Source organism: Falsibacillus pallidus, assembly GCF_003350505.1.
Lineage (GTDB): Bacteria > Bacillota > Bacilli > Bacillales > DSM-25281 > Falsibacillus > Falsibacillus pallidus.
In genome coordinates, this window is record NZ_QQAY01000002.1 from 454,432 (window position 1) to 472,853 (window position 18,422).

At 43.6% G+C, this 18,422-nt stretch carries 19 protein-coding genes; 7 read left to right on the forward strand and 12 right to left on the reverse strand.

Features of this window, described 5'->3' with window-relative positions; genetic code table 11:
* The first annotated feature begins 121 nt into the window (after positions 1–121).
* Positions 122–2,164 carry a molybdopterin oxidoreductase family protein gene (locus DFR59_RS05980; RefSeq protein ID WP_114744686.1) on the forward strand — a complete coding sequence of 681 codons (2,043 nt, stop codon included), beginning with the start codon at positions 122–124 and terminating at the stop codon, positions 2,162–2,164.
* Positions 2,165–2,189: 25 nt separating this feature from the next.
* On the opposite strand, the gene DFR59_RS05985 is transcribed toward DFR59_RS05980, so the two are convergent.
* The 9 genes from DFR59_RS05985 to DFR59_RS06025 form a co-directional block, all read right to left on the reverse strand.
* Complete coding sequence (locus DFR59_RS05985; RefSeq protein WP_114744687.1) at positions 2,190–3,194, reverse strand: LLM class flavin-dependent oxidoreductase; 1,005 nt, start codon at positions 3,192–3,194, stop codon at positions 2,190–2,192.
* Positions 3,191–3,478 carry a DUF3219 family protein gene (locus tag DFR59_RS05990; protein WP_114744688.1) on the reverse strand — a complete coding sequence of 96 codons (288 nt, stop codon included), beginning with the start codon at positions 3,476–3,478 and terminating at the stop codon, positions 3,191–3,193. The genes DFR59_RS05985 and DFR59_RS05990 overlap by 4 nt, the downstream gene beginning before the upstream one ends.
* A gap of 125 nt (positions 3,479–3,603) precedes the next feature.
* On the reverse strand, positions 3,604–4,473 hold the full coding sequence (locus DFR59_RS05995) for a proline iminopeptidase-family hydrolase (RefSeq protein WP_114744689.1): 870 nt from the start codon (positions 4,471–4,473) through the stop codon (positions 3,604–3,606).
* A 75-nt stretch (positions 4,474–4,548) separates the two neighbouring features.
* Positions 4,549–4,803, reverse strand: coding sequence for a phage holin family protein (locus DFR59_RS06000; RefSeq protein WP_245948390.1), 255 nt, complete (start codon positions 4,801–4,803; stop codon positions 4,549–4,551).
* A gap of 136 nt (positions 4,804–4,939) precedes the next feature.
* Complete coding sequence (locus tag DFR59_RS06005) at positions 4,940–6,379, reverse strand: MDR family MFS transporter (RefSeq protein WP_114744691.1); 1,440 nt, start codon at positions 6,377–6,379, stop codon at positions 4,940–4,942.
* Positions 6,380–6,566: 187 nt separating this feature from the next.
* Positions 6,567–7,613 carry an ATP synthase beta subunit C-terminal domain-containing protein gene (locus tag DFR59_RS06010; RefSeq protein ID WP_114744692.1) on the reverse strand — a complete coding sequence of 349 codons (1,047 nt, stop codon included), beginning with the start codon at positions 7,611–7,613 and terminating at the stop codon, positions 6,567–6,569.
* Positions 7,614–7,755: 142 nt separating this feature from the next.
* Positions 7,756–9,006: a YeeE/YedE family protein gene (locus DFR59_RS06015; RefSeq protein WP_170137264.1), complete on the reverse strand. Its 1,251-nt coding sequence runs from the start codon at positions 9,004–9,006 to the stop codon at positions 7,756–7,758.
* A gap of 128 nt (positions 9,007–9,134) precedes the next feature.
* A complete protein-coding gene (locus DFR59_RS06020) occupies positions 9,135–10,415 on the reverse strand; it encodes an MFS transporter (protein ID WP_114744693.1) in 1,281 nt (426 codons plus the stop codon).
* A 45-nt stretch (positions 10,416–10,460) separates the two neighbouring features.
* Complete coding sequence (locus tag DFR59_RS06025) at positions 10,461–11,771, reverse strand: alkaline phosphatase family protein (RefSeq protein WP_114744694.1); 1,311 nt, start codon at positions 11,769–11,771, stop codon at positions 10,461–10,463.
* 178 nt (positions 11,772–11,949) lie between these two features.
* Here DFR59_RS06025 and DFR59_RS20320 point away from each other — a divergent pair, with 178 nt between their 5' ends.
* Together DFR59_RS20320 and DFR59_RS06035 are read left to right on the forward strand one after the other, a co-directional pair.
* Entirely contained in the window at positions 11,950–12,780 is an 831-nt protein-coding gene (locus DFR59_RS20320; protein WP_211318525.1) for a hypothetical protein, read from the forward strand.
* Positions 12,781–12,803: 23 nt separating this feature from the next.
* A complete protein-coding gene (locus tag DFR59_RS06035; protein ID WP_114744695.1) occupies positions 12,804–13,658 on the forward strand; it encodes a VanW family protein in 855 nt (284 codons plus the stop codon).
* Between the two features lie 50 nt (positions 13,659–13,708).
* On the opposite strand, the gene DFR59_RS06040 is transcribed toward DFR59_RS06035, so the two are convergent.
* On the reverse strand, positions 13,709–14,029 hold the full coding sequence (locus DFR59_RS06040) for a DUF6509 family protein (RefSeq protein WP_342768310.1): 321 nt from the start codon (positions 14,027–14,029) through the stop codon (positions 13,709–13,711).
* Between the two features lie 102 nt (positions 14,030–14,131).
* On the opposite strand from DFR59_RS06040, the gene DFR59_RS06045 reads away from it, so the two are divergent.
* The 4 genes from DFR59_RS06045 (at position 14,132) to DFR59_RS06060 (ending at position 16,880) form a co-directional block, all read left to right on the forward strand.
* Positions 14,132–14,431 carry a hypothetical protein gene (locus tag DFR59_RS06045; RefSeq protein ID WP_114744696.1) on the forward strand — a complete coding sequence of 100 codons (300 nt, stop codon included), beginning with the start codon at positions 14,132–14,134 and terminating at the stop codon, positions 14,429–14,431.
* Positions 14,432–14,610: 179 nt separating this feature from the next.
* Positions 14,611–14,733 carry a cytochrome C oxidase subunit II gene (locus tag DFR59_RS06050; RefSeq protein ID WP_114744697.1) on the forward strand — a complete coding sequence of 41 codons (123 nt, stop codon included), beginning with the start codon at positions 14,611–14,613 and terminating at the stop codon, positions 14,731–14,733.
* A 24-nt stretch (positions 14,734–14,757) separates the two neighbouring features.
* Positions 14,758–15,231, forward strand: coding sequence for a cytochrome c oxidase subunit II (locus tag DFR59_RS06055; RefSeq protein WP_114744698.1), 474 nt, complete (start codon positions 14,758–14,760; stop codon positions 15,229–15,231).
* Positions 15,228–16,880, forward strand: coding sequence for a b(o/a)3-type cytochrome-c oxidase subunit 1 (locus DFR59_RS06060; protein ID WP_114744699.1), 1,653 nt, complete (start codon positions 15,228–15,230; stop codon positions 16,878–16,880). Before DFR59_RS06055 ends, DFR59_RS06060 begins: the two co-directional genes overlap by 4 nt.
* A 147-nt stretch (positions 16,881–17,027) precedes the next feature.
* Here the strand turns inward: DFR59_RS06060 and DFR59_RS06065 are convergent, their stop codons facing one another.
* Entirely contained in the window at positions 17,028–17,750 is a 723-nt protein-coding gene (locus tag DFR59_RS06065) for a Crp/Fnr family transcriptional regulator (protein WP_114744700.1), read from the reverse strand.
* A 70-nt stretch (positions 17,751–17,820) separates the two neighbouring features.
* Complete coding sequence (locus DFR59_RS06070) at positions 17,821–18,249, reverse strand: cell wall hydrolase (RefSeq protein ID WP_114744837.1); 429 nt, start codon at positions 18,247–18,249, stop codon at positions 17,821–17,823.
* Between the last annotated feature and the right edge of the window lie 173 nt (positions 18,250–18,422).

Consider the following 18,422-nt stretch of genomic DNA (forward strand, 5'->3'; position numbering starts at 1 on the left):
TTGGCTTTACAAACACTCATTATTACCATTGCATTATTGCAACACTATTCGAATTATTTTATGATTCTTATAATAGTTCTAATAATATTCCTAAATTCCTGTACCTAAATGGAGGAACAGTATGAAATCTTTTATAAATGAAAAAACTGGTGTTTTCCCTTCTGTATGTCCTTTGGACTGTCCTGATCAATGCGGCCTCCTTCTCCATAAGGAAGATGGCAAAATCACAAAGGTGAGCGGCGATCCCGATCATCCCGTCACAAAGGGGAATATTTGCAATAAAGTGCGGAACATGACCCATCGGATTTATGACGAAAAACGGTTGAAATATCCGCTAAGACGAATCGGTAAAAAAGGCGAAGGATTATTTGAACGCATCAGCTGGCCGGATGCAATCGATGCCATATCGAACCGATGGAAAGAAATCATAAAGGAAGAAGGCCCCGAGAGCATCCTTCCTTACAGCTTTTACGGGAATATGGGGAACATCAATGCGGAAGGAATGGACCGTCGATTCTTTCACCGTCTTGGTGCCTCCCTTTTGGACCGCACGATCTGCAATTCAGCAGGTTCTGCAGGCTACAGATACACAATGGGCGGAAGTTTTGGGATTGACCCTGAAGATACAGTTCACTCTAAGCTGATCATATTTTGGGGAATCAATGCCGTCAGCACAAATATGCATCAGATTTCCTTGGCTCAAAAAGCGAGGAAGAACGGAGCAAAAATTGTCGTCATCGATGTCCACAAAAATCAGACAGGGCGATTCGCTGATTGGTTTATCCCTATTAAACCGGGTACGGATGCCGCATTGGCATTGGGTATGATGCATATTTTGTTCAATGAAAGTATGGTTGATGAAGACTTTTTAGCCAATTATACAGTGGGACATGACAAACTGAGGAAACATGTGGAGCAGTACGATGCCCAAAAAGTGTCAGCCATCACAGGGGTGCCTGCAGAAGATATCCAGAAACTTGCGCGGCTTTATGGAGAGACGTCCCCTTCCTTCATCAGGATCGGAAACGGGCCACAGCACCATGATAACGGCGGCATGTGCATTCGCACCATTTCCTGCCTTCCTGCTTTGACAGGCCAGTGGCTTCATAGAGGAGGCGGAGCAACAAAAGGAAATTCCGGCTTTTTATCTTTTAATTCTTCCAAATTGCAGCGTCCTGATCTGCTTGTCGATAAAAACACAAGAAAAATCAATATGAATCACCTTGGGGAAGTCCTTCTTGATTCAGAACTCGACACGCCGGTGAAGTCACTATATGTATACGGATCAAATCCTGCGGTGGTGGCTCCGGAATTAAACAAAGTACGTAAAGGATTGCTGCGGGAAGACTTATTTACAGTTGTACATGATTTGTTCCTGACAGAAACAGCCAAATATGCAGACATCGTCCTCCCTGCCACATCATCCTTTGAGAATACGGATTTCTATACATCTTACTGGCACCATTACATCCAAATTCAGCAGCCGGTCATTGAAGCCTATGGAGAATCCAAATCAAATACCGAAGTCTTCAGGCTCTTGGCTGAAGGGATGGGATTTGAGGAATCAGAATTAAAGGCATCAGATGAAGAAATGATTCAAGATGCCCTGAACGAACCAATCAACTCGTATATGGAAGACATCAGTCTTGAAAAACTTAGAGATCATCAATATCTTAAATCGAATAATAAACCGCTGTTCCCTGGGAATTTGCCAACCCCAAGCGGGAAAATCGAACTTTATTCAGAAACGATGAAAAAGGATGGGTATGAACCCCTTCCCACATATATCCCATTAGTGGAAGAAAATCATCCATTTCTTTTCGTGCCGGGTCCTAACCATAACTTCTTGAACTCGACTTTCTCTAACAACGAAAAGCATATCGAATTGGAAAAGGAACCAAGTGTTCATTTGAACAAAAAAGATGCCGATGCACTTGGCATTCAGCATGGGGAAATGGTGAAGCTTTGGAATGACCGGGGAGAGTGTCATCTGAAAGCAAACGTCGGGGAAAATGTTCTGCCAGGCGTTGTTGTCTCACAAGGATTATGGGCAGACGCCCCGGGCAAAAAACAACTTGTCAACTTTCTGACCCCCGACCGCCTTTCGGACATGGGCGGTGGAGCCGTTTTCTTCTCAGGGAAGGTTAGCTTAGATAAAATATAAAAAAACGCCTGAATCCGTGGTTGGTTCAGGCGTTCTTTCTATTCGCAGGCAGCACTTCTTTTGCAATCAGTTCATATGATTTCCTGCGGTCTTCAGGAGAATATACATTGGTCACAATCATGATTTCATCTGTTTGGTAATTTCTCTTCAAGTCCTCCAACTGTGCTTTTACTTTTCCTGGATTGCCGATAATCATCTTCGTTTTCATTTTCTCGATTGCGAACTCATCTTCCTTGCTTAGTGGATAAGACTTCGCTTCTTCCACAGAAGGCAAACGGCCTTTATTTTTTTGGATTGCCCAAATTATACTGCTCAATGCAAGGTCTTCCGCTTCTTCATCGGTTTCTGCACATACAGCTGAAACAGCAGCCAAGCTTTGAGCCTGATGTCCCTTCTCCCTCTCCTTGAATGCTTTCCGATAGCTCTTGACAATGGCCGGTCCGTCCTCATCTGTCATAAAATGACCGAAGGCATAAGCCAAACCATTTTCGGCTGCAAGAGCTGCACTTTTCTTCGAAGTTCCCAGCAGCCATGGAACAGGTGCCTCTAGCGGGACAGGCGACGCTGAAAGTGAAGCATGTTCATTTTCCGTTTGGTAGGCATCATCTAGAAATGCCACAAGGTCTTTGACGGCTTTCGGCATATTCCAGACCCCCTCAAGAAAATTGGAAGAGAGGGCATTTGAGGCTTCTGCAGATCCACCAGGAGCACGTCCAATTCCGACATCGATCCTTCCTGGAAATAACGTACCCAAAGTATGATGGATCTCCGCGACCTTGAACGGCTTATAATAGGGAAGCAGGACCGCTCCCGTCCCAAGTCTGATGCGGCTTGTATGGGCTCCAATAAAACCAAGAACCACTTCCGGTGCAGAGCAGGCGAGACCGGGAAGATCATGGTGTTCAGCCATCCAATATCGGTTATACCCAAGCCGTTCACCTGCTTGCGCCAGCTTCATCGACTCGATCAAGGCATCTTGAGCACTTTGATTTGATGAAATGGGCGATTGGTCCAGGATGCTTAATTTCATTGCCCCTCCACTTGAAGAAGCGTCAATGAATATTCCCCCACCTGATCTTTTTCGTATAAGTTCGTGACAGAAGTCGAATATTCCTGAATGGACCCTCTGAAGGATAATCCATTTTCCGGGACTGCCACATTAAATGCCCCTTCATAAAGCAAAGTCGCCACATCATGATATTCCTCACTTGTTACATCAAAAAGGAATGAAATTTGATGAGCTCCTTCCTTCTCTTCATGCGAAAAATCCTTTGCTTGAAATACGCGGTCATTCAGCACCACTTCTTTTGACATTTTTCAGGACTCCTTTAATGTTTTGTATCGAAATGATAGCACTTCGAAGAGCCGCCCGCAAATTGTTTGTTTCAAAAAATGCGGAAGCGCCCAACAAGAAAAAGGCCATCCAAAATCGGATGGCATTAGTTGATGCTATTCAAAAATTCACTGACTACTTTGATGTATTCTTCTTGTTCCTCTAAATAAGGCATGTGTGCACTTTCTTCAAACACATGGAATTTCCCTCCAGGCGTCAAGGAGCTGAAGTATTCCGTAGAAGAAGGTGTGGCTTCATCGAATCGGCCGCACGTATAGAGCGTCGGTACATCGATTTCCTTCAATCTGTGAGTGCAATCGAAGTCTTTCAAATTGCCTGTCACCGTAAATTCAGATGGGCCCCACATGATATTGTAGACTTCCGGATTTTTATATTTGGCTCCCTCTTTCAAAAATTCCGGGAACGGATCCAGACGGCATACAAATCTCTTATTGAATTCAATGGTCGCATCCTCATAAGCTTTCGAGTCCGTTGTTCCATTCTTTTCGCATTCCAGCAACACAGCCTGAATATCTTCCGGCAAGAGCTCCCTGTTTCGCATTTGATCTTCAGCCCACAAAGGAGCACTTAAACATGGACTGGAAAAAATGACACTCTTCACACCTTTTGGCTTTGTCAGCATATAGGCTGCAGCCAAAGTAGTCCCCCAAGAGTGACCTAAAATATGTACTTCTTCTAAATTTAACGCAGCCCTCAGCTGGCCCAATTCTTCCACAAAACGATCTAAAGTCCATAGAGCATTATTTGCAGGTCGATCTGATCTCCCGCATCCAAGTTGATCATAAAAAATAACCGGCCTATCCTCTGCAAGAACCCTTAATCCTTGCAGCGAGTAATGGGAAGAGCCCGGACCTCCATGTAGGACGATGACAGGCGTACCTCCCATTGCAGACTCATTCTGCTGATACCATACTTTTCCTCCAGTGACTTCTACAAATCCTTCTTTTACGTTCATTCAAAACTCCCCTATCTTAACCATTTCATTCTATTATCCAACATAGGGGGAATTTTGAAAAGTCTGGCGAATCTATTAATTTACCTTTTCGATTGTCTGTTTTACAATTTGATGGCCAAAAACGGACGTACCTGCAACCAAAACCCCTTGGAAGAATGAATCCATGCTGAACCCCATGATCAATCCAGCGAAAACCACTCCTAAAACCAATAAAATATAAGGGATCACCCAGTTTTTGATTTTAGGCGTGTTTTTGATGATTTTCCCAATCACCATTAATACCGGAATCAGAATCAAAGCCTCGTCCATAATGTAATGAAAAACATTCACAGCCAGCATCCTCCTTTTATGTTCTAAGCTGATTTTCCTATTTTCACTATATGTCCAAATCAATCAGACAAGACTTAAAATGACATATTTTACTTTAATGAAAAAACGCCCGGCCATTGGCCAGACGTTTCGAAAATTATTTCATTCCTGTGCTGAGTGCACGCGGCTTCTTTCTCAAGAGGAATACAATCGGCACTCCGAGCGCGCATATAATGGAAGCCGTTAAAAAGACATCATTCGTTGCCATGGCTTTTGCATGCTCTGCTAAGCGGGCTGTCAGGTTATTTTCTTTTAGTTCCATTCCATGTGTAAGCGAACGCGCCGCCAGGATGGAGCTGAAAACCCCAATGGAAAGGGCTCCGGTAGCTTGTCTGATCCAATTCGTAACAGCTGAACCATGTCCCGCATTTTCTTTCGGGATGGCTGTCATTCCAGCATTTGTAACAGGCATGAAAGCAAATGCAATACCCACATAGCGCAGCGTCATCCAACCAGCCACATAGAGATTAGTCGATTGAAGTGTCAGATGGCTGAGCTCCCATGTTGAGAAGCCAACAAGAATAATTCCGCTCATGATCAATGGAAAAGGTCCAATCTTGGAATACAATTTCCCCACAATCGGTGTGGAAAATGCCATCACAACAGATCCCGGCAAGAGGACCAGCGCTGTATCAAGAGCCGATTCGTGCTGAATGTTTTGCAGGAAAATAGGAATCAGGAAGGATCCTGAATAGAGAGATGCCGTAATGATACAGTTGATGATCAAACTGTATGTGAATCTATTAAACTTAAAGACCCTTAAATTCAATAAAGGCTCACTCACCGTCAGTTCCCGTCTGATAAATAAAATCAATGAGATTGTTCCAATTCCAATGCAGGAAAGAGTCTTAACAGATGTCCATCCCCACGCGTTTCCTTCGCTGAATGCAAGCAGGAGCAGAGTACTGCTTGCGATAACGGTGATAAAACCGAATAAATCAAACGAAGCTTTTTTATTCAAACGATAATAAGGAACAAATAAACTGGCAGCAACAATCGCTGCGATTCCGATCGGCAGATTCAGCATAAACAGGGATTCCCAACCGAAATACTCAGTCAGCCATCCCCCAAGTGTCGGTCCGAATGCAGGTGCCAGCATGGAAGATAAACTCCAGAGGCTCATCGCGAATGCCTGCCTTTCTTTCTCCACTAATTGATAAATCATCGTCATCGTGGTTGGGATGATGGCGCCGCTGAATACACCTTGAAGTATCCTAAATGTAACAAGAGATTCAATATTCCAGGCAATGATGCACATGCCGGAAAACAGCGTAAATCCTGATAAAGCGATGATATAAAGCCTTTTATAGCTTAATAGATCTCCAAAGAATCCTACCGTTGGAGCGATCACCCCAGTCGCCAGCATAAAACCGGCCATCATCCACTGGACAGATCCAAGGTTTGCATGAAACTCTGTGATAAAAATAGGAAATGCAACATTGATCGTTGTCGTACTTAAAATCGCCATAAAATTGCCGAAAAAAATAGCTAACATAATTAGCCAAAAAGAAGACTTCTTAGATTCCATAGTGTCCATACTATATCCACCTTTGTTGCCGATTAAAATAGCTTAGTCAATCCACTTTCCAATTAGAACAGCAATTGACCCAATAGTACTAATTCTGTCGTACATAAGATTGGTTGTCAAGGAACACCGGAATCTTATTCCCTTCATAAAAAAAGCCATCCAGTAGAGCGGATGGCGTTTGTTCCTTAACTATCTCTTAATTCAATTTTCCGATATACTGCAGCTCATCTAATTCCCTCGAATCAGCTGCACCGTCAATGATTTTCCTTACATCCTCCAATGTCTCCTGGATGCTGACAGACTCCCCTTTTTGACCGGTAAATGCCTCAGCCGTATAAAATGGCTGCGTCAAATACGCTTCAAGTCTTTCTCCCCGTTTATAAGTCTGAACTTCAGATGCAGGCAGCCGATCCATCCCGCTGACCTGCACCAGAGAACGGAGCTCCCTATAGCGTCTAAGCAATTTTTGCGCGCGCTGCTGCAGAAGCAGATGATTCTGGTCTAAAAACGCTCCTTCTAATACAGAAGAGGTCGATTGAATCGGGTTGATGGCCGGAAACAAATGGCGGGCAGTGAGATCTGCATCAAACTGAAGCAAAGTTTCCAAAGGACCATATGGCAAGTCTTCATCCACCGCCTGCCCTGTAAGATCGAGCAGGAACGTCGTAATGGAATCAACTCCAATCGCTTGAAGGCGATACTGCAAGTCATAAATTTCGCCAGACACCACATTAGAACGATCTGCCGCAAACAACACATCATTTGATTTCCCAAGCTGTGCCAATTCTTCATATGCTTGATCGATGGAAGTGGCAATCACATCAGCAAAGTCTTTCACGTCATCTAATTCCGGATAGTTCCCTTCCGGCATTAAAAATACAGCCTTGTAGCCCTCACTCTTTAAACGATGGAATAATTCCAGCAAAATGACCAGCTGGCCCATTCCAGGCCGCGCCACCAACCCAATTGTTCCCCCTTTTGCTACAGGTGCAAATAAATCCAACGCCTTGATCTTTGTCTCAATCATCTCCACTTTCTCCCCTCTAATGATCAATTCATCCAACGTACATTCTGCTAAATCCGCAAGAGCAACCAACGTTTTGACTTCAGACCTTCCTAAAGGGATTTTCCCCGTACAAAGATTCGAAACGGTTGCGGGACGAAGGCCGACTGACTTCGCAGCACTCGTTAGATTCGGAACTCTTCTTCTCAGCAAAGCAACATTCAATCTCAGATTTTCCAAATTTTACACCTCCTGTTACTTCTTAGAGTAAATGATTATACGTTAAAAAGCAATAGTTTTTTTACTCTATAAAGTAATTTATTTTACATAAGTTAAATACCAAAATAAAAAAGCGGCAATCGCCGCTTTTTTATTACTTTCTTTAACAAATAGAATCATTTGGCTTGGGATTTTTAAGCCCGAATAATGGACGAAGGAACAAGGCAAAGAATGTTCCGAGCATCGCCATGACCATCCATACCCAGCCATGCAAGCTGAAGGATGCAATGCCGCCGAAGTATGCGCCGATGTTGCATCCGAATGCAAGACGTGCACCGTATCCCATTAGGATGCCTCCGATGATGGATGCTCCCGCAACTCCAGCTTTGATTTTCCCTGGCTTAAATGTCCCTTGAAGAGATGCTGAGATAAATGCTCCAAGGATGACCCCAATGTTCAACACACTTGTAGAGTCAGCTAATACTGTCTGATGAAGTGCAGCGCCTTTTTCACCAGCAAAGTAGCCCCAGCTTTGGACATCGACGCCCATGCCCATTAGCGCTTTCGCACCCCATAAGGCAAATGCTGAAGTGATTCCCCAAGGATTGCCGCGTACAGTCAAGGTCAAAGCATTCAACAAAGCAAGGACAATTCCTGCAGCCATCAATGGCCATGATCCGCGGAATACCTTTTTCCAGCCTGGGATCGTAGGAAGTGGCTTCATCATTGGCGGGTTTTTCTTTCTGGCAATAGCTACACATATCCAATAAATAAGGGCAAAAACGACCATTTGCAAGACCCATGCGCCAAAATAGCCCAATCCAGTGGAAGTCGCAAGAGAAATCGCTGGAAGCGAAGGCATCTCCTGTGTCCAGAATGGAAGATTGTAGGCTCCAAGAACAGAACCTGCAACAAACGCAATCAGCGTTAAAATCATCGAAGATGATCCTCCTCCAAGCGAGTAAAGCGTACCTGAGGCACAGCCGTTTCCAAGCTGCATCCCGATTCCGAACAAGAATGCACCAAATAGCACGCTAACCCCTACCGGACTCACATATCCTGCAGGCTTTACTCCGGTGAAGCTGAACCCAGTGGCTAAAATGATAGCAAATAGGGTTGATGCGACGGCAAGCATGACCATGTGGGCCTGCAGTCCCTGTACATTTCCGACAGACATCAGACGGCGGAATGCAGAAGTGAACCCAAATCGTGCATGAAGCAGCGTGACTCCAAGTGCAAGGCCGATGACAAAAATAATCCCCTGCGTCCATCCGGCAGCCGCGACAATAGAAATAAATAAGATGATGGCAGCAGCTAAGCCGATGATCAAATGTGGTTTTTGTATTGGATTCAAGTCTGAGAGAACAGTGGTTGATTTTTGATTCCAAGTTTCTTTCAACGCTGTATCACTCACTAAAATCTCTCCTTTTCTTATCTTTTTAGTCGGATTTAAGTATAACTGTTTTTTATAATATTTCAACCCTAATGCTCATGTGTCTGCTTTAAACAAAAAAGACCCCTAAATAAGGAGTCTGGCGTACTTTATACTGTTTTGATTTCCCCGACCGGCGGGGCTTCTACTTTTGTTTCCGGCACGAAACGCAGGAGTGTGATTCCTATGATAAATAGAATAATCAAGCTGAACACGCCGCTGCTGGAATTCCCTGTGATCTGTGCCGTTGCTCCAACAAGCAGCGGACCCATGATTGAAGCAAATTTGCCGAAGATATTATAGAAGCCAAAAAATTCATTGGCATTTTCCTTTGGCACCAGTTTAGCGAAATACGCCCGGCTGAGTGCCTGTATTCCGCCTTGGGATGATGCGACCAGCATGGCGATGATCCAAAAATCTGTCGTCGTTTTCATGAAGTAGGCATACGTACATACAATGATATATACGCTTATGCCCACATAGAGCATTTTTTTGCCGGTATATTTTTTTGCCAGGCGGCCATAGAGAAAGGCGAACGGTGCTGCCACAACTTGAGTGGCAAACAAAATAATCAGAAGATTGGTGGCACTGATCCCGAGATCTGTCCCGTAGGCTGTGGACATTGTAATGATGGTGCCAACCCCGTCAATATAAAAAAAGTAAGCGAGCAAGAATAAAAATAAAGCTTTATATTTCCTTATTTCTTTTAAGGTTTTGCCGAGCCTTCTGAAGCTTTGGCCAACAGGATTCTTTTCCCGTTCAATATAATATTTTTGTTTAACATTTCTCAGTATTGGTATGGAGAAGACACCCCACCAGACAGCCGTAATCAAAAAGGCGATTTTGCTTGCAGTGCCTGCTGTAATGCCAATCACTTCTTTTTGGGCCAAAAGGATAATGACAATCGATAGCAAGAATGGAATAGTGCTTCCAATATAGCCAAGTCCATACCCTCTGGATGATACTTGATTCATTTTTTCTTCAGGTGCTACATCGACAAGGAAGGCATCATAAAAGACATTTGAACCTGAAGAACCTAATACGGTCAGCGTGTATATCCCTAAAAGCAGCAGCCAGTGGTCCCCCGGTATGAAGGCGAGGAGCGCAGTGGAAATCGTACCAAGGGCAAAGAAAAAAATGAAAAATTTCTTTTTTAATCCCTTGTAGTCGGCAATGGTCCCGAGAATGGGCCCAATCATCGCCAAAATAAAAGTTGCAATGGCGATTGTGTAGCCCAAGTAGGCAGTAGAGTTTGAACCGCTGACCCCTCCGCTTGTTGCCGAAGCCTTGTAATAAAGCGGAAAAACAGCAGTGGAGATGATGATTGAATAGGCAGAGTTAGCCCAGTCATACATAACCCAGCTATTTTCTGCTTTTGTATACTTCTTCATGGAATGATCCCCCTTAGTATTAACCGTAGTCTATTCCCCATCCGTTCATTCCAGATCTAGAAGCTCCTCTATTGGCCTGCCGTCCACCTCCCCAATCTCCAATCCCAGCAGGCGGGCTAATGTTGGCCCCTCATCGATCAGCCTCATATGATCAATTACCTTGTTCGGTTTGATTCCTTTACCTGAAGCCATGAAAATCGTTTGATAATCGGGTTTCCATGGTGAATAACCGTGGCAGGCATACGTATATATTTTTTCTTTTACATCCTGTTCCCGGATATCTTCAAGATAATGGCCCGTAATCGCTTCTGAAAAATAATATCCCTTCAAAGCCTCAATCATGAAAACACAATTGTCATCTGCTCCTGTCTTTGCGGCTTCTTCACCTGTAAGGACATTTTCGATTCCGTTCTCTCTTTCCTTCATCAGCTCGTCCAGCAATTGTTTTACAGCGGCTTTCGCTTCATCATCTCTTTCATCTTTTACATAAATATATGCTGAGCCGTCGCAGCTTTTGCAATATACCCGCCAATCCTTTACATTTCCTTTTTCATCAGCTGTAAGCAAGCCCCTCTTCTGAAGCAGCACATTCAATTTGATTGCTTTCGACTCATCGAGTGCACTATGGTCCCCCAGAGCAATGACAGCTGACTCTTCAAAGATACCCGCTTCCTTCAATGCGGAGATGATCCGGCCAAGACGGTCATCATGGCGTTTTATGGCGTCCATAGCCTCTTTAGATGAAAATCCATGATAGTGCCGCTGTGTGTCCAAATCGGTGAAATGGACAAGCAGCAGGTTTGGCTTTTTGTCTTTTATCGTCTGGACAGTCGACTCCAGTACAAAATCATCCAGAGCAGGCTGATTGAGCCCCTTTCGGATATGGCCGAACTTTTTGTTCATCTCAAGCTGATACATTGGAGTGCCATTCATTAACGAAACAAGTATTTGATTATGCCAGCGCCGATTGGCAAAGATTTCAGGCATGTTATAGTCGATATCCGCTTTTGCTGTGACTGGCCATAGAAGCGCCGCCGTTTTCATCCCTGCTTTTTTTGCTTCATCGTAAAGCGTTGTTCCCTTGATATATTTTCGCTCCCAATACCAGTCCGGAGATTCCCATCCTGGCTGTATGAACGTATTATTGATGATCCCATGATTCTTAGGAAGCTTGCCTGTCACTATCGTTGCGTGGCATGGATAAGTGACAGAAGGATAAATGGATTCAACATTTTTGGAATAAGAAGCTTTATGTAGAAATTCCTTAAAATTCGGCAGTTGTTCCAAGACGGGAAAATCCAGACCTGATAAACAATCAAATGATATGACAATTAAAAAGTTAGGTTTATTTTTCATGGAGTCCCCCTGATAGATAGATAAATGCTGTGTTAATGTACCTATTCGACGGGAGTCAACATGATTCCTTTTCCCAATCAAATACTCATGAATGATTTTTCCAAATATTTAATGCTATCCCGTTTCATTTTTAGTAAAAACTAATCCTTGTGAATATGAGTTGGAGTTGAATGAATCAATGAAAAATACGTTCTTAGCTTTTTGCATTTTTATTTCCATTACAATACCGCAAGCTGTAAATGCATCTGAGGCGCCTCCCATCGACTTTCAAGTTGAGGCTCCCCACTGGGAGGAAGTTGAAAAGGCACTCCCGCGGAAATCCATCTTTACCGTCATTGATATTGAGAGCGGGAAAAGTTTTGTCGTTCAGAGGAGAGCGGGTTCTCATCATGCAGATGTACAGCCGTTGACCGTCAAGGATACAGCTATTATGAAGGACATTTATGGCGGAAAGTGGAGCTGGAGAAGACGGGCCATCCTGATCATGACTCCTAGCCGCTTGATTGCCGGTTCCATGCACGGAATGCCGCACGGAGCAGGTGCTTTGCCCAATAATTTCCCCGGCCACTTCTGCATCCACTTTACCGGAAGTACAACGCATAGTACTGAACGTTCTGATCTCGCCCATCAAGTGATGATTTTAAAGGCTGCAGGAAGATTCGATGAATTTATCGCATCTCTCCCACCATCTGAGTTGATGAATGTCTTCATGGTGGCAATCAAAAATGCAGACAAAGGATTGACCAGGAAAATCGCTGTATCTAATAAAAAGGATTTAAATAAGAAATTGAATGAATTCAAAAAGCTTGAAAACATTCAATGGGAGGTTCTATCCCATGCGAAAGCCAGTGAGACTGCCCTCTATGCATCCGTCCCGGTGAAAGTGAAAATTTTGAGTGAAGAAAACGGATCATCTTCAACTGTCATTTCCTTTACTCTTATCAGGACTTCCCCCATTTCGCCATGGAAAGTGAATATTGATCCATTGCTTGAACAAGTGGCAGGGTAAGAGTCCGACAAGGAGAGTGATAAATGATGAAAATGTTGTTCACGCTTGCCCTGACGATCGCATCCGCTCCTGTTAATAACGGAGAGATCACCCTTCTTCACGACGGATTTCCGATAAGCACAACCACAAGGGAAGATTTTCAGCTGGCACCGTTCGATAGCGCAGTGATTAACCACGATGAATTAAATCTTTACATTCATACGCTCGAAAAGAAGGTGTATACCCCGCCGCAAAACGCATTTATTGATGCTTCCGGCAATCTTGTGGGCGAACATAATGGCCATCGTTTGGATCCAGGAAAATTCAAGAAAGCCTACTTTATGAGTTACTTTCAAAAAGGTGCGAAGCAATTCGAAATTCCTTTGAAGCCCGTATATCCGAAAGTGGACAGTGAACTGCTTTCACAAATAAAAACGAAAGTGATCGGCCGCTATATTACCTACTTCAATCCGGGAAACGCAGAGAGATCGAATAATATCCAACTGGCTGCTGCAGCCATCAACAATACCGTCATCTTTCCGAATGAAACATTTTCCTTTAATCAAACTGTAGGGAAACGGACAAAAGACAGAGGGTATCTGCCGGTTCCCATCATTATTCGAGGCGAACTTTCAGAGGGTGTCGGAGGTGGCATCTGCCAAGTTTCCTCGACACTTTTCAATGCCGTTGATAAGGCAGGCGTAACAATACTCGAACGTTATTCTCATAGCAGGAAGGTTCCTTATGTACCTCCGAAAAGGGATGCAACCGTCAGTTGGTATGGCCCTGATTTTACGTTCAAAAACCCGCATAATCAACCGATTCTCATCCGATCAAAAGTTACAGGGGGACAAGTGGTGATCACCATCTATTCCTCCGAAGGGATTAAAATAAAATAAAAAAGAAGATGAACGAATGACTTAAACATCCGTTCACCTTCTTCATTTCTTCATTCTGGTAAGTGTTCCATGCAGTATTCCTTCAACATTTTTTCCTCGTCTTCTTCGAGGCCAAAATCAAAGAACTTATTTGTTACCTGCTCATAAAGCTGGTATTGTGCAATGCGTGAACCATTTTCATCCACAGCCAAAATGAGCTTTACACCCAAGCCGTGCTCAGAATAAAGTTCATCCTCTTCATCCACTTCGATATTCAATATGTATTCGTAACGATCCCCAACTAAAATGCCTGTTGGATCGTTCAATTTCTCTGCTGTATGGTCTTTGATTTCCATGCAACCCACGTCCTTTCCTGTAACATTACCTTTCATTATTATACACACCTCTGAAAGAATAATAAACGAAAGAAGGCTGGTCATCACAACTTTTTGCTGATACGATAACGATAGCAGCGAAAAAGGAGAAATAATTCAATGAATAAAAAAGAACTAGAAGAACAAATCATCCAAAATTACCAGCGGGAAGAAAACATGATGATTCTCGTTTTTGCCCAGTGGTGCATCAATCAGGATCTCACCCCTGAGGAACTATACTTGAAAGCCTACCCGGATCAGGCGGCAAATCCCGCTTTAAAAGAGGCATTGGCACTCACTGTTCCAAAAGAAGAGGCAGGAGAAATTGCTGATCAAACCTTGCTGAACGTCCTCTCTCTTTTCGGCAATGACGACCTCGCCATTGTAGTCACTGAAGAAATCCAAAAACGAAAAAAATAATAGTTCATATCATCCCGGATGGATTCCCATCCGGGATTTTTTGCGTTTCTCTGCCATCCAATATATTTGACAAATTTTTAACAGCTGCCAATAAACCTCTAAAAGTGTGATGAAAGTCACAGTATGGAGACATTGTACAGCATTATGCTTGATGCATAGAGTTTAGCGAGGTGAAAATTATGGCCAAAGAAAAGCGGGAGAAAGAAGTTTCTTTAGTTGGTACATTGATCAGTGTTCTTATGATCGGAGGCATCATCACGTTAATGTGGTTTTCGGTATATGCCTTTTATCTTCAAAGGTAATTTATTCAGGAAGCAGGTGGAATCATGCATTTACATCGATACGAAAAAATTTGGCTCTCATTTGGAATTTTATCATTAATACTTTTCCTGACCATCATCGGGATCAATGCTTTCGGGCAAAACCATACTCCTGCAGGCGGGATGATGACCATTGATCCGAAGAAAGTCGATCAGACACCCCCATTCGATCACCCAGGAGTGGTGAAGCTTGATGATAATAGGTATCAAGTCGCGATTGTTGGGATGGCTTTCGGATATAAACCGTCACAAATAAGGGTTCCTGCGGGGAAAGAAATCATATTTAAAGTAACCAGTGCTGATGTGACGCACAGTTTTACAATCATTCATACAAAAGTGAACATGATGGCAGTGCCCGGCCAGATCAATACAAAAAGCTACACATTTCAAAAACCGGGAAAATATTTGATCCTTTGCAATGAGTATTGCGGATCAGGCCATCAATTCATGCAGACAGAAATCGAGGTGTACCAGCCATGATTCATAAAAATGAACGCCGACTCGCTCTTTCATATATAAATGTTGCATATTTCGCATTTCTCATCGGCACGTTTTGCGGCTTAATGCAGGTTTTTATAAGGAACAATGCCCTAAAGCTTCCTGCATGGCTTGATTATTATCAAATCCTCACCGTACACGGTGTCTTGCTTGCCCTTATTTTCACTACCTATTTTATCTTTGCTTTCTTTATAACAGGCGTCAGCAAAACACTCGGCGATTTTGGCCCAAAGGTTCGCAGCGTCTCCTGGCTCGGATTTTACGTCATGACCATCGGAACTGTAATGGCCACCGTCATGATCATATCCGGCAAAGCCTCTGTCCTGTATACATTTTACGCGCCGTTAAAGGCAAGCGGCTGGTATTACGTAGGTCTTGCCCTCTTCATTATCGGCACATGGATAGCCGGTTTTGCCATCCTGGGCCACTATGCTTCATGGAAGCGCAGGAATAAAGGCGTTTTAAGTCCCTTATTTGCATTTATGACAGTATCGACCATCATATTGTGGATCATCGCCTGCCTTGGGGTAGTCGCAACGGTCGTTTTTCAATTTATCCCCTGGGCATTCGGATGGACCGAAACCATTAATGTCGAACTCAGCCGTACGCTATTTTGGTACTTCGGCCATCCGCTTGTTTATTTTTGGCTACTGCCTGCCTATATGGCATGGTATACCGTAGTACCAAAAATCATCGGCGGAAAAGTATTCAGTGATTCACTTGCCCGCTTAGCGTTTGTCTTATTTATTCTGTTTTCCATTCCAGTCGGTTTCCACCACCAAATGGTAGAACCGGGAATACCGGCATTCTGGAAATTCCTTCAGACGTGCCTGACATTCATGGTTATCATCCCTTCGTTGATGACAGCGTTTTCGATGTTTGCCACATTTGAAACAGCTGGAAGGCAAAAAGGCGGAAAAGGACTATTCGGGTGGTTCACCAAACTTCCTTGGAAGGATATCCGATTTACTTCCATTTTCATCGCAATGGTATTCTTCATCCCCGGCGGAGCAGGCGGTATCATTAATGCAAGCTTCCAGCTCGATGAAGTCGTCCATAATACCCTTTGGATAGTGGGGCACTTCCATATTACGGTCGGCACCCCGGTAGCAATGACATTCATGGGATTGACATTCTGGCTCGTTCCGTATCTGACCGGCCGCAAGTTCACGAACTCCTTGAAGAAGCTTGCATTCATACAAATCATCACTTGGGCGATCGGTATGCTTCTCATGTCAACTTCCCAGCATATCCTTGGACTGATGGGTGCTCCAAGGAGAACGTCCTATGCAGGCTACAATGGAAAAAAAACAGCACTTGAATGGTTCAACGGTATTGTTGCCAACCATGTAACAATGGCCATCGGCGGATCGATTTTGTTCCTTTCTGCCATGCTTCTCATTTATATTGTGGCCATGTCCATGTTCGTTTCCCCGAAAGCATTGGACAGAGAAGATCAAGTGGAGTTTCCGTTGGCAGAAAGCGATCAGTCAGGAACTCCCCGATTTCTCGAAAACTGGTGGATCTGGATCGGCATTTCGTTCGCGCTTATTTTTGTGGCCTATACGATTCCAATCATGCATATGATCGAGCATGCACCTCCGGGGTCCATCGGCTATAAAACTTGGTAGGAGATGAGAATATGTTTACGGTGACACTGGTCTCAATACTGGGTATTGTACTCATTACCACAATCGTGGTAGAAATAAATACTGCTGAAGAAGATTAATAGGCTGAACAAAAAACTCGCCGTAATCACCGGCGAGTTTTTTCGAATACTATATTCTGCAAATATCGATGGGGCACCCTTCACAATGGCATTGAAGCTTTAAATATTCCATATCCAGAATGATGATTTCCCCTGTCCCGCAATAGTCTATGACATGGATTTTCTTCAAGCCGTTCAGCATACGGTTAATGGTTTCCCTCGATGTACCAATCATTTCGGCCAATTCGTTATTCTTTAATTTTTTATTAATCAGGATCCCCTCAGGCACGATTTTTCCGTAAGAATGCGATAGCCTGATAAGGGTGGAAGAAAGGGCGCCATTTTTACCGTAGAGCATTAAATCGCGCAGCTTCGAATGGATGAACTGATTCATCCTCCCCATCCATTTAATAAGTTCGAGGGCAGCTTCTCCATTATGGATGATGATTTGTTCCATATCAGAAGTAGGAATGACGCCGATCACACTATCAGCTGTTGTTTTTGATTGGAATCGATGTTTCGTTTCTCCATCCAATCCAAGCTCGCCGAATAGATCTCCTTTATGCAGCGTATAGAGTACCAGTTCCTTTCCATCTTCAGTGGTTTTTGTAATTTTCACACCTCCATCAAGAACATAGAACAATTCATGTGATTCATCATGTTCTAAAAACAAATAAGCGTCCTTTTTGAATGATTTACGCTTCATTTTCGCTTGAAGGAGCTCCATTGTTTTTGCTGAAAAAAAGCCCGTATTAGAATAGGGAGTTTGATGAATAGTATTTTTTCCTTCCAATCCAATGCCCCCAAATTAATCGATTTTCGACCTTAATTGTAAAGCATTTCCAAGAAATTGAAAAGATATTTTAAAATGTATTGTAGACATTCTGGCATGTTCCTGCTGTCGGTTCGTAGAAGCAGTGAAGCTTGTATCTGGAAACGTAAGGCTGATCATACCATGTCGAAGGACAATTTCCTGGCGGTCTGAAGTACCAGAGACTGTATTTAGCCGGCCAAAAACTTTCGCCTTTCACCACACGTCTCGCCAACGTTTTTTCGCTTTCCCTTGCCCTTTGATAAAAATAGCCTTTTTGAACCGCCTCAAATGCGTGCGGCTGATAGACCATCTGTGGAATTGTCCTCAGCCCTTTGAAATCGGAGCAATTTGCCCTTACCCTGTTGATCCCTACATTTCCGACGAGAAGCATTCCTTTTCTTCCTTCCCCTTCGGCTTCTGCCCTCAACAGCCTTGCCAATAAATTGATGTCAGCTGGCTTTGCTTTAACCACTGCCATGACGTCACCTCCACCTTCTTTCCTCCCATCATATTCCCTGGCTGATTGAATGTTGCTAACGACAAGCTGTTTAGAGTTTCCCTTCCCGGGAAAAGGAAAAGAACCCAGCAATCTTTTTTAGAATAAGGCTCCTGTATCCTTATCTGACAAAAAAAATTGGGTTACAATGATGG

Excerpts from the sequence above, each read along its gene's own strand:
- DFR59_RS06060 (WP_114744699.1), top strand. The coding sequence starts at position 15,228 with ATGATTCATAAAAATGAACGCCGACTCGCTCTTTCATATATAAATGTT.
- DFR59_RS06055 (WP_114744698.1), top strand. The coding sequence starts at position 14,758 with ATGCATTTACATCGATACGAAAAAATTTGGCTCTCATTTGGAATTTTA.
- DFR59_RS06040 (WP_342768310.1), bottom strand. The coding sequence starts at position 14,029 with ATGAAAGGTAATGTTACAGGAAAGGACGTGGGTTGCATGGAAATCAAA.
- DFR59_RS06045 (WP_114744696.1), top strand. The coding sequence starts at position 14,132 with ATGAATAAAAAAGAACTAGAAGAACAAATCATCCAAAATTACCAGCGG.
- DFR59_RS06035 (WP_114744695.1), top strand. The coding sequence starts at position 12,804 with ATGATGAAAATGTTGTTCACGCTTGCCCTGACGATCGCATCCGCTCCT.
- DFR59_RS05980 (WP_114744686.1), top strand. The coding sequence starts at position 122 with ATGAAATCTTTTATAAATGAAAAAACTGGTGTTTTCCCTTCTGTATGT.
- DFR59_RS06025 (WP_114744694.1), bottom strand. The coding sequence starts at position 11,771 with ATGAAAAATAAACCTAACTTTTTAATTGTCATATCATTTGATTGTTTA.
- DFR59_RS20320 (WP_211318525.1), top strand. The coding sequence starts at position 11,950 with ATGAAAAATACGTTCTTAGCTTTTTGCATTTTTATTTCCATTACAATA.
- DFR59_RS05985 (WP_114744687.1), bottom strand. The coding sequence starts at position 3,194 with ATGAAATTAAGCATCCTGGACCAATCGCCCATTTCATCAAATCAAAGT.
- DFR59_RS06050 (WP_114744697.1), top strand. The coding sequence starts at position 14,611 with ATGGCCAAAGAAAAGCGGGAGAAAGAAGTTTCTTTAGTTGGTACATTG.
- DFR59_RS06020 (WP_114744693.1), bottom strand. The coding sequence starts at position 10,415 with ATGAAGAAGTATACAAAAGCAGAAAATAGCTGGGTTATGTATGACTGG.
- DFR59_RS06005 (WP_114744691.1), bottom strand. The coding sequence starts at position 6,379 with ATGGACACTATGGAATCTAAGAAGTCTTCTTTTTGGCTAATTATGTTA.
- DFR59_RS05995 (WP_114744689.1), bottom strand. The coding sequence starts at position 4,473 with ATGAACGTAAAAGAAGGATTTGTAGAAGTCACTGGAGGAAAAGTATGG.
- DFR59_RS05990 (WP_114744688.1), bottom strand. The coding sequence starts at position 3,478 with ATGTCAAAAGAAGTGGTGCTGAATGACCGCGTATTTCAAGCAAAGGAT.
- DFR59_RS06070 (WP_114744837.1), bottom strand. The coding sequence starts at position 18,249 with ATGGCAGTGGTTAAAGCAAAGCCAGCTGACATCAATTTATTGGCAAGG.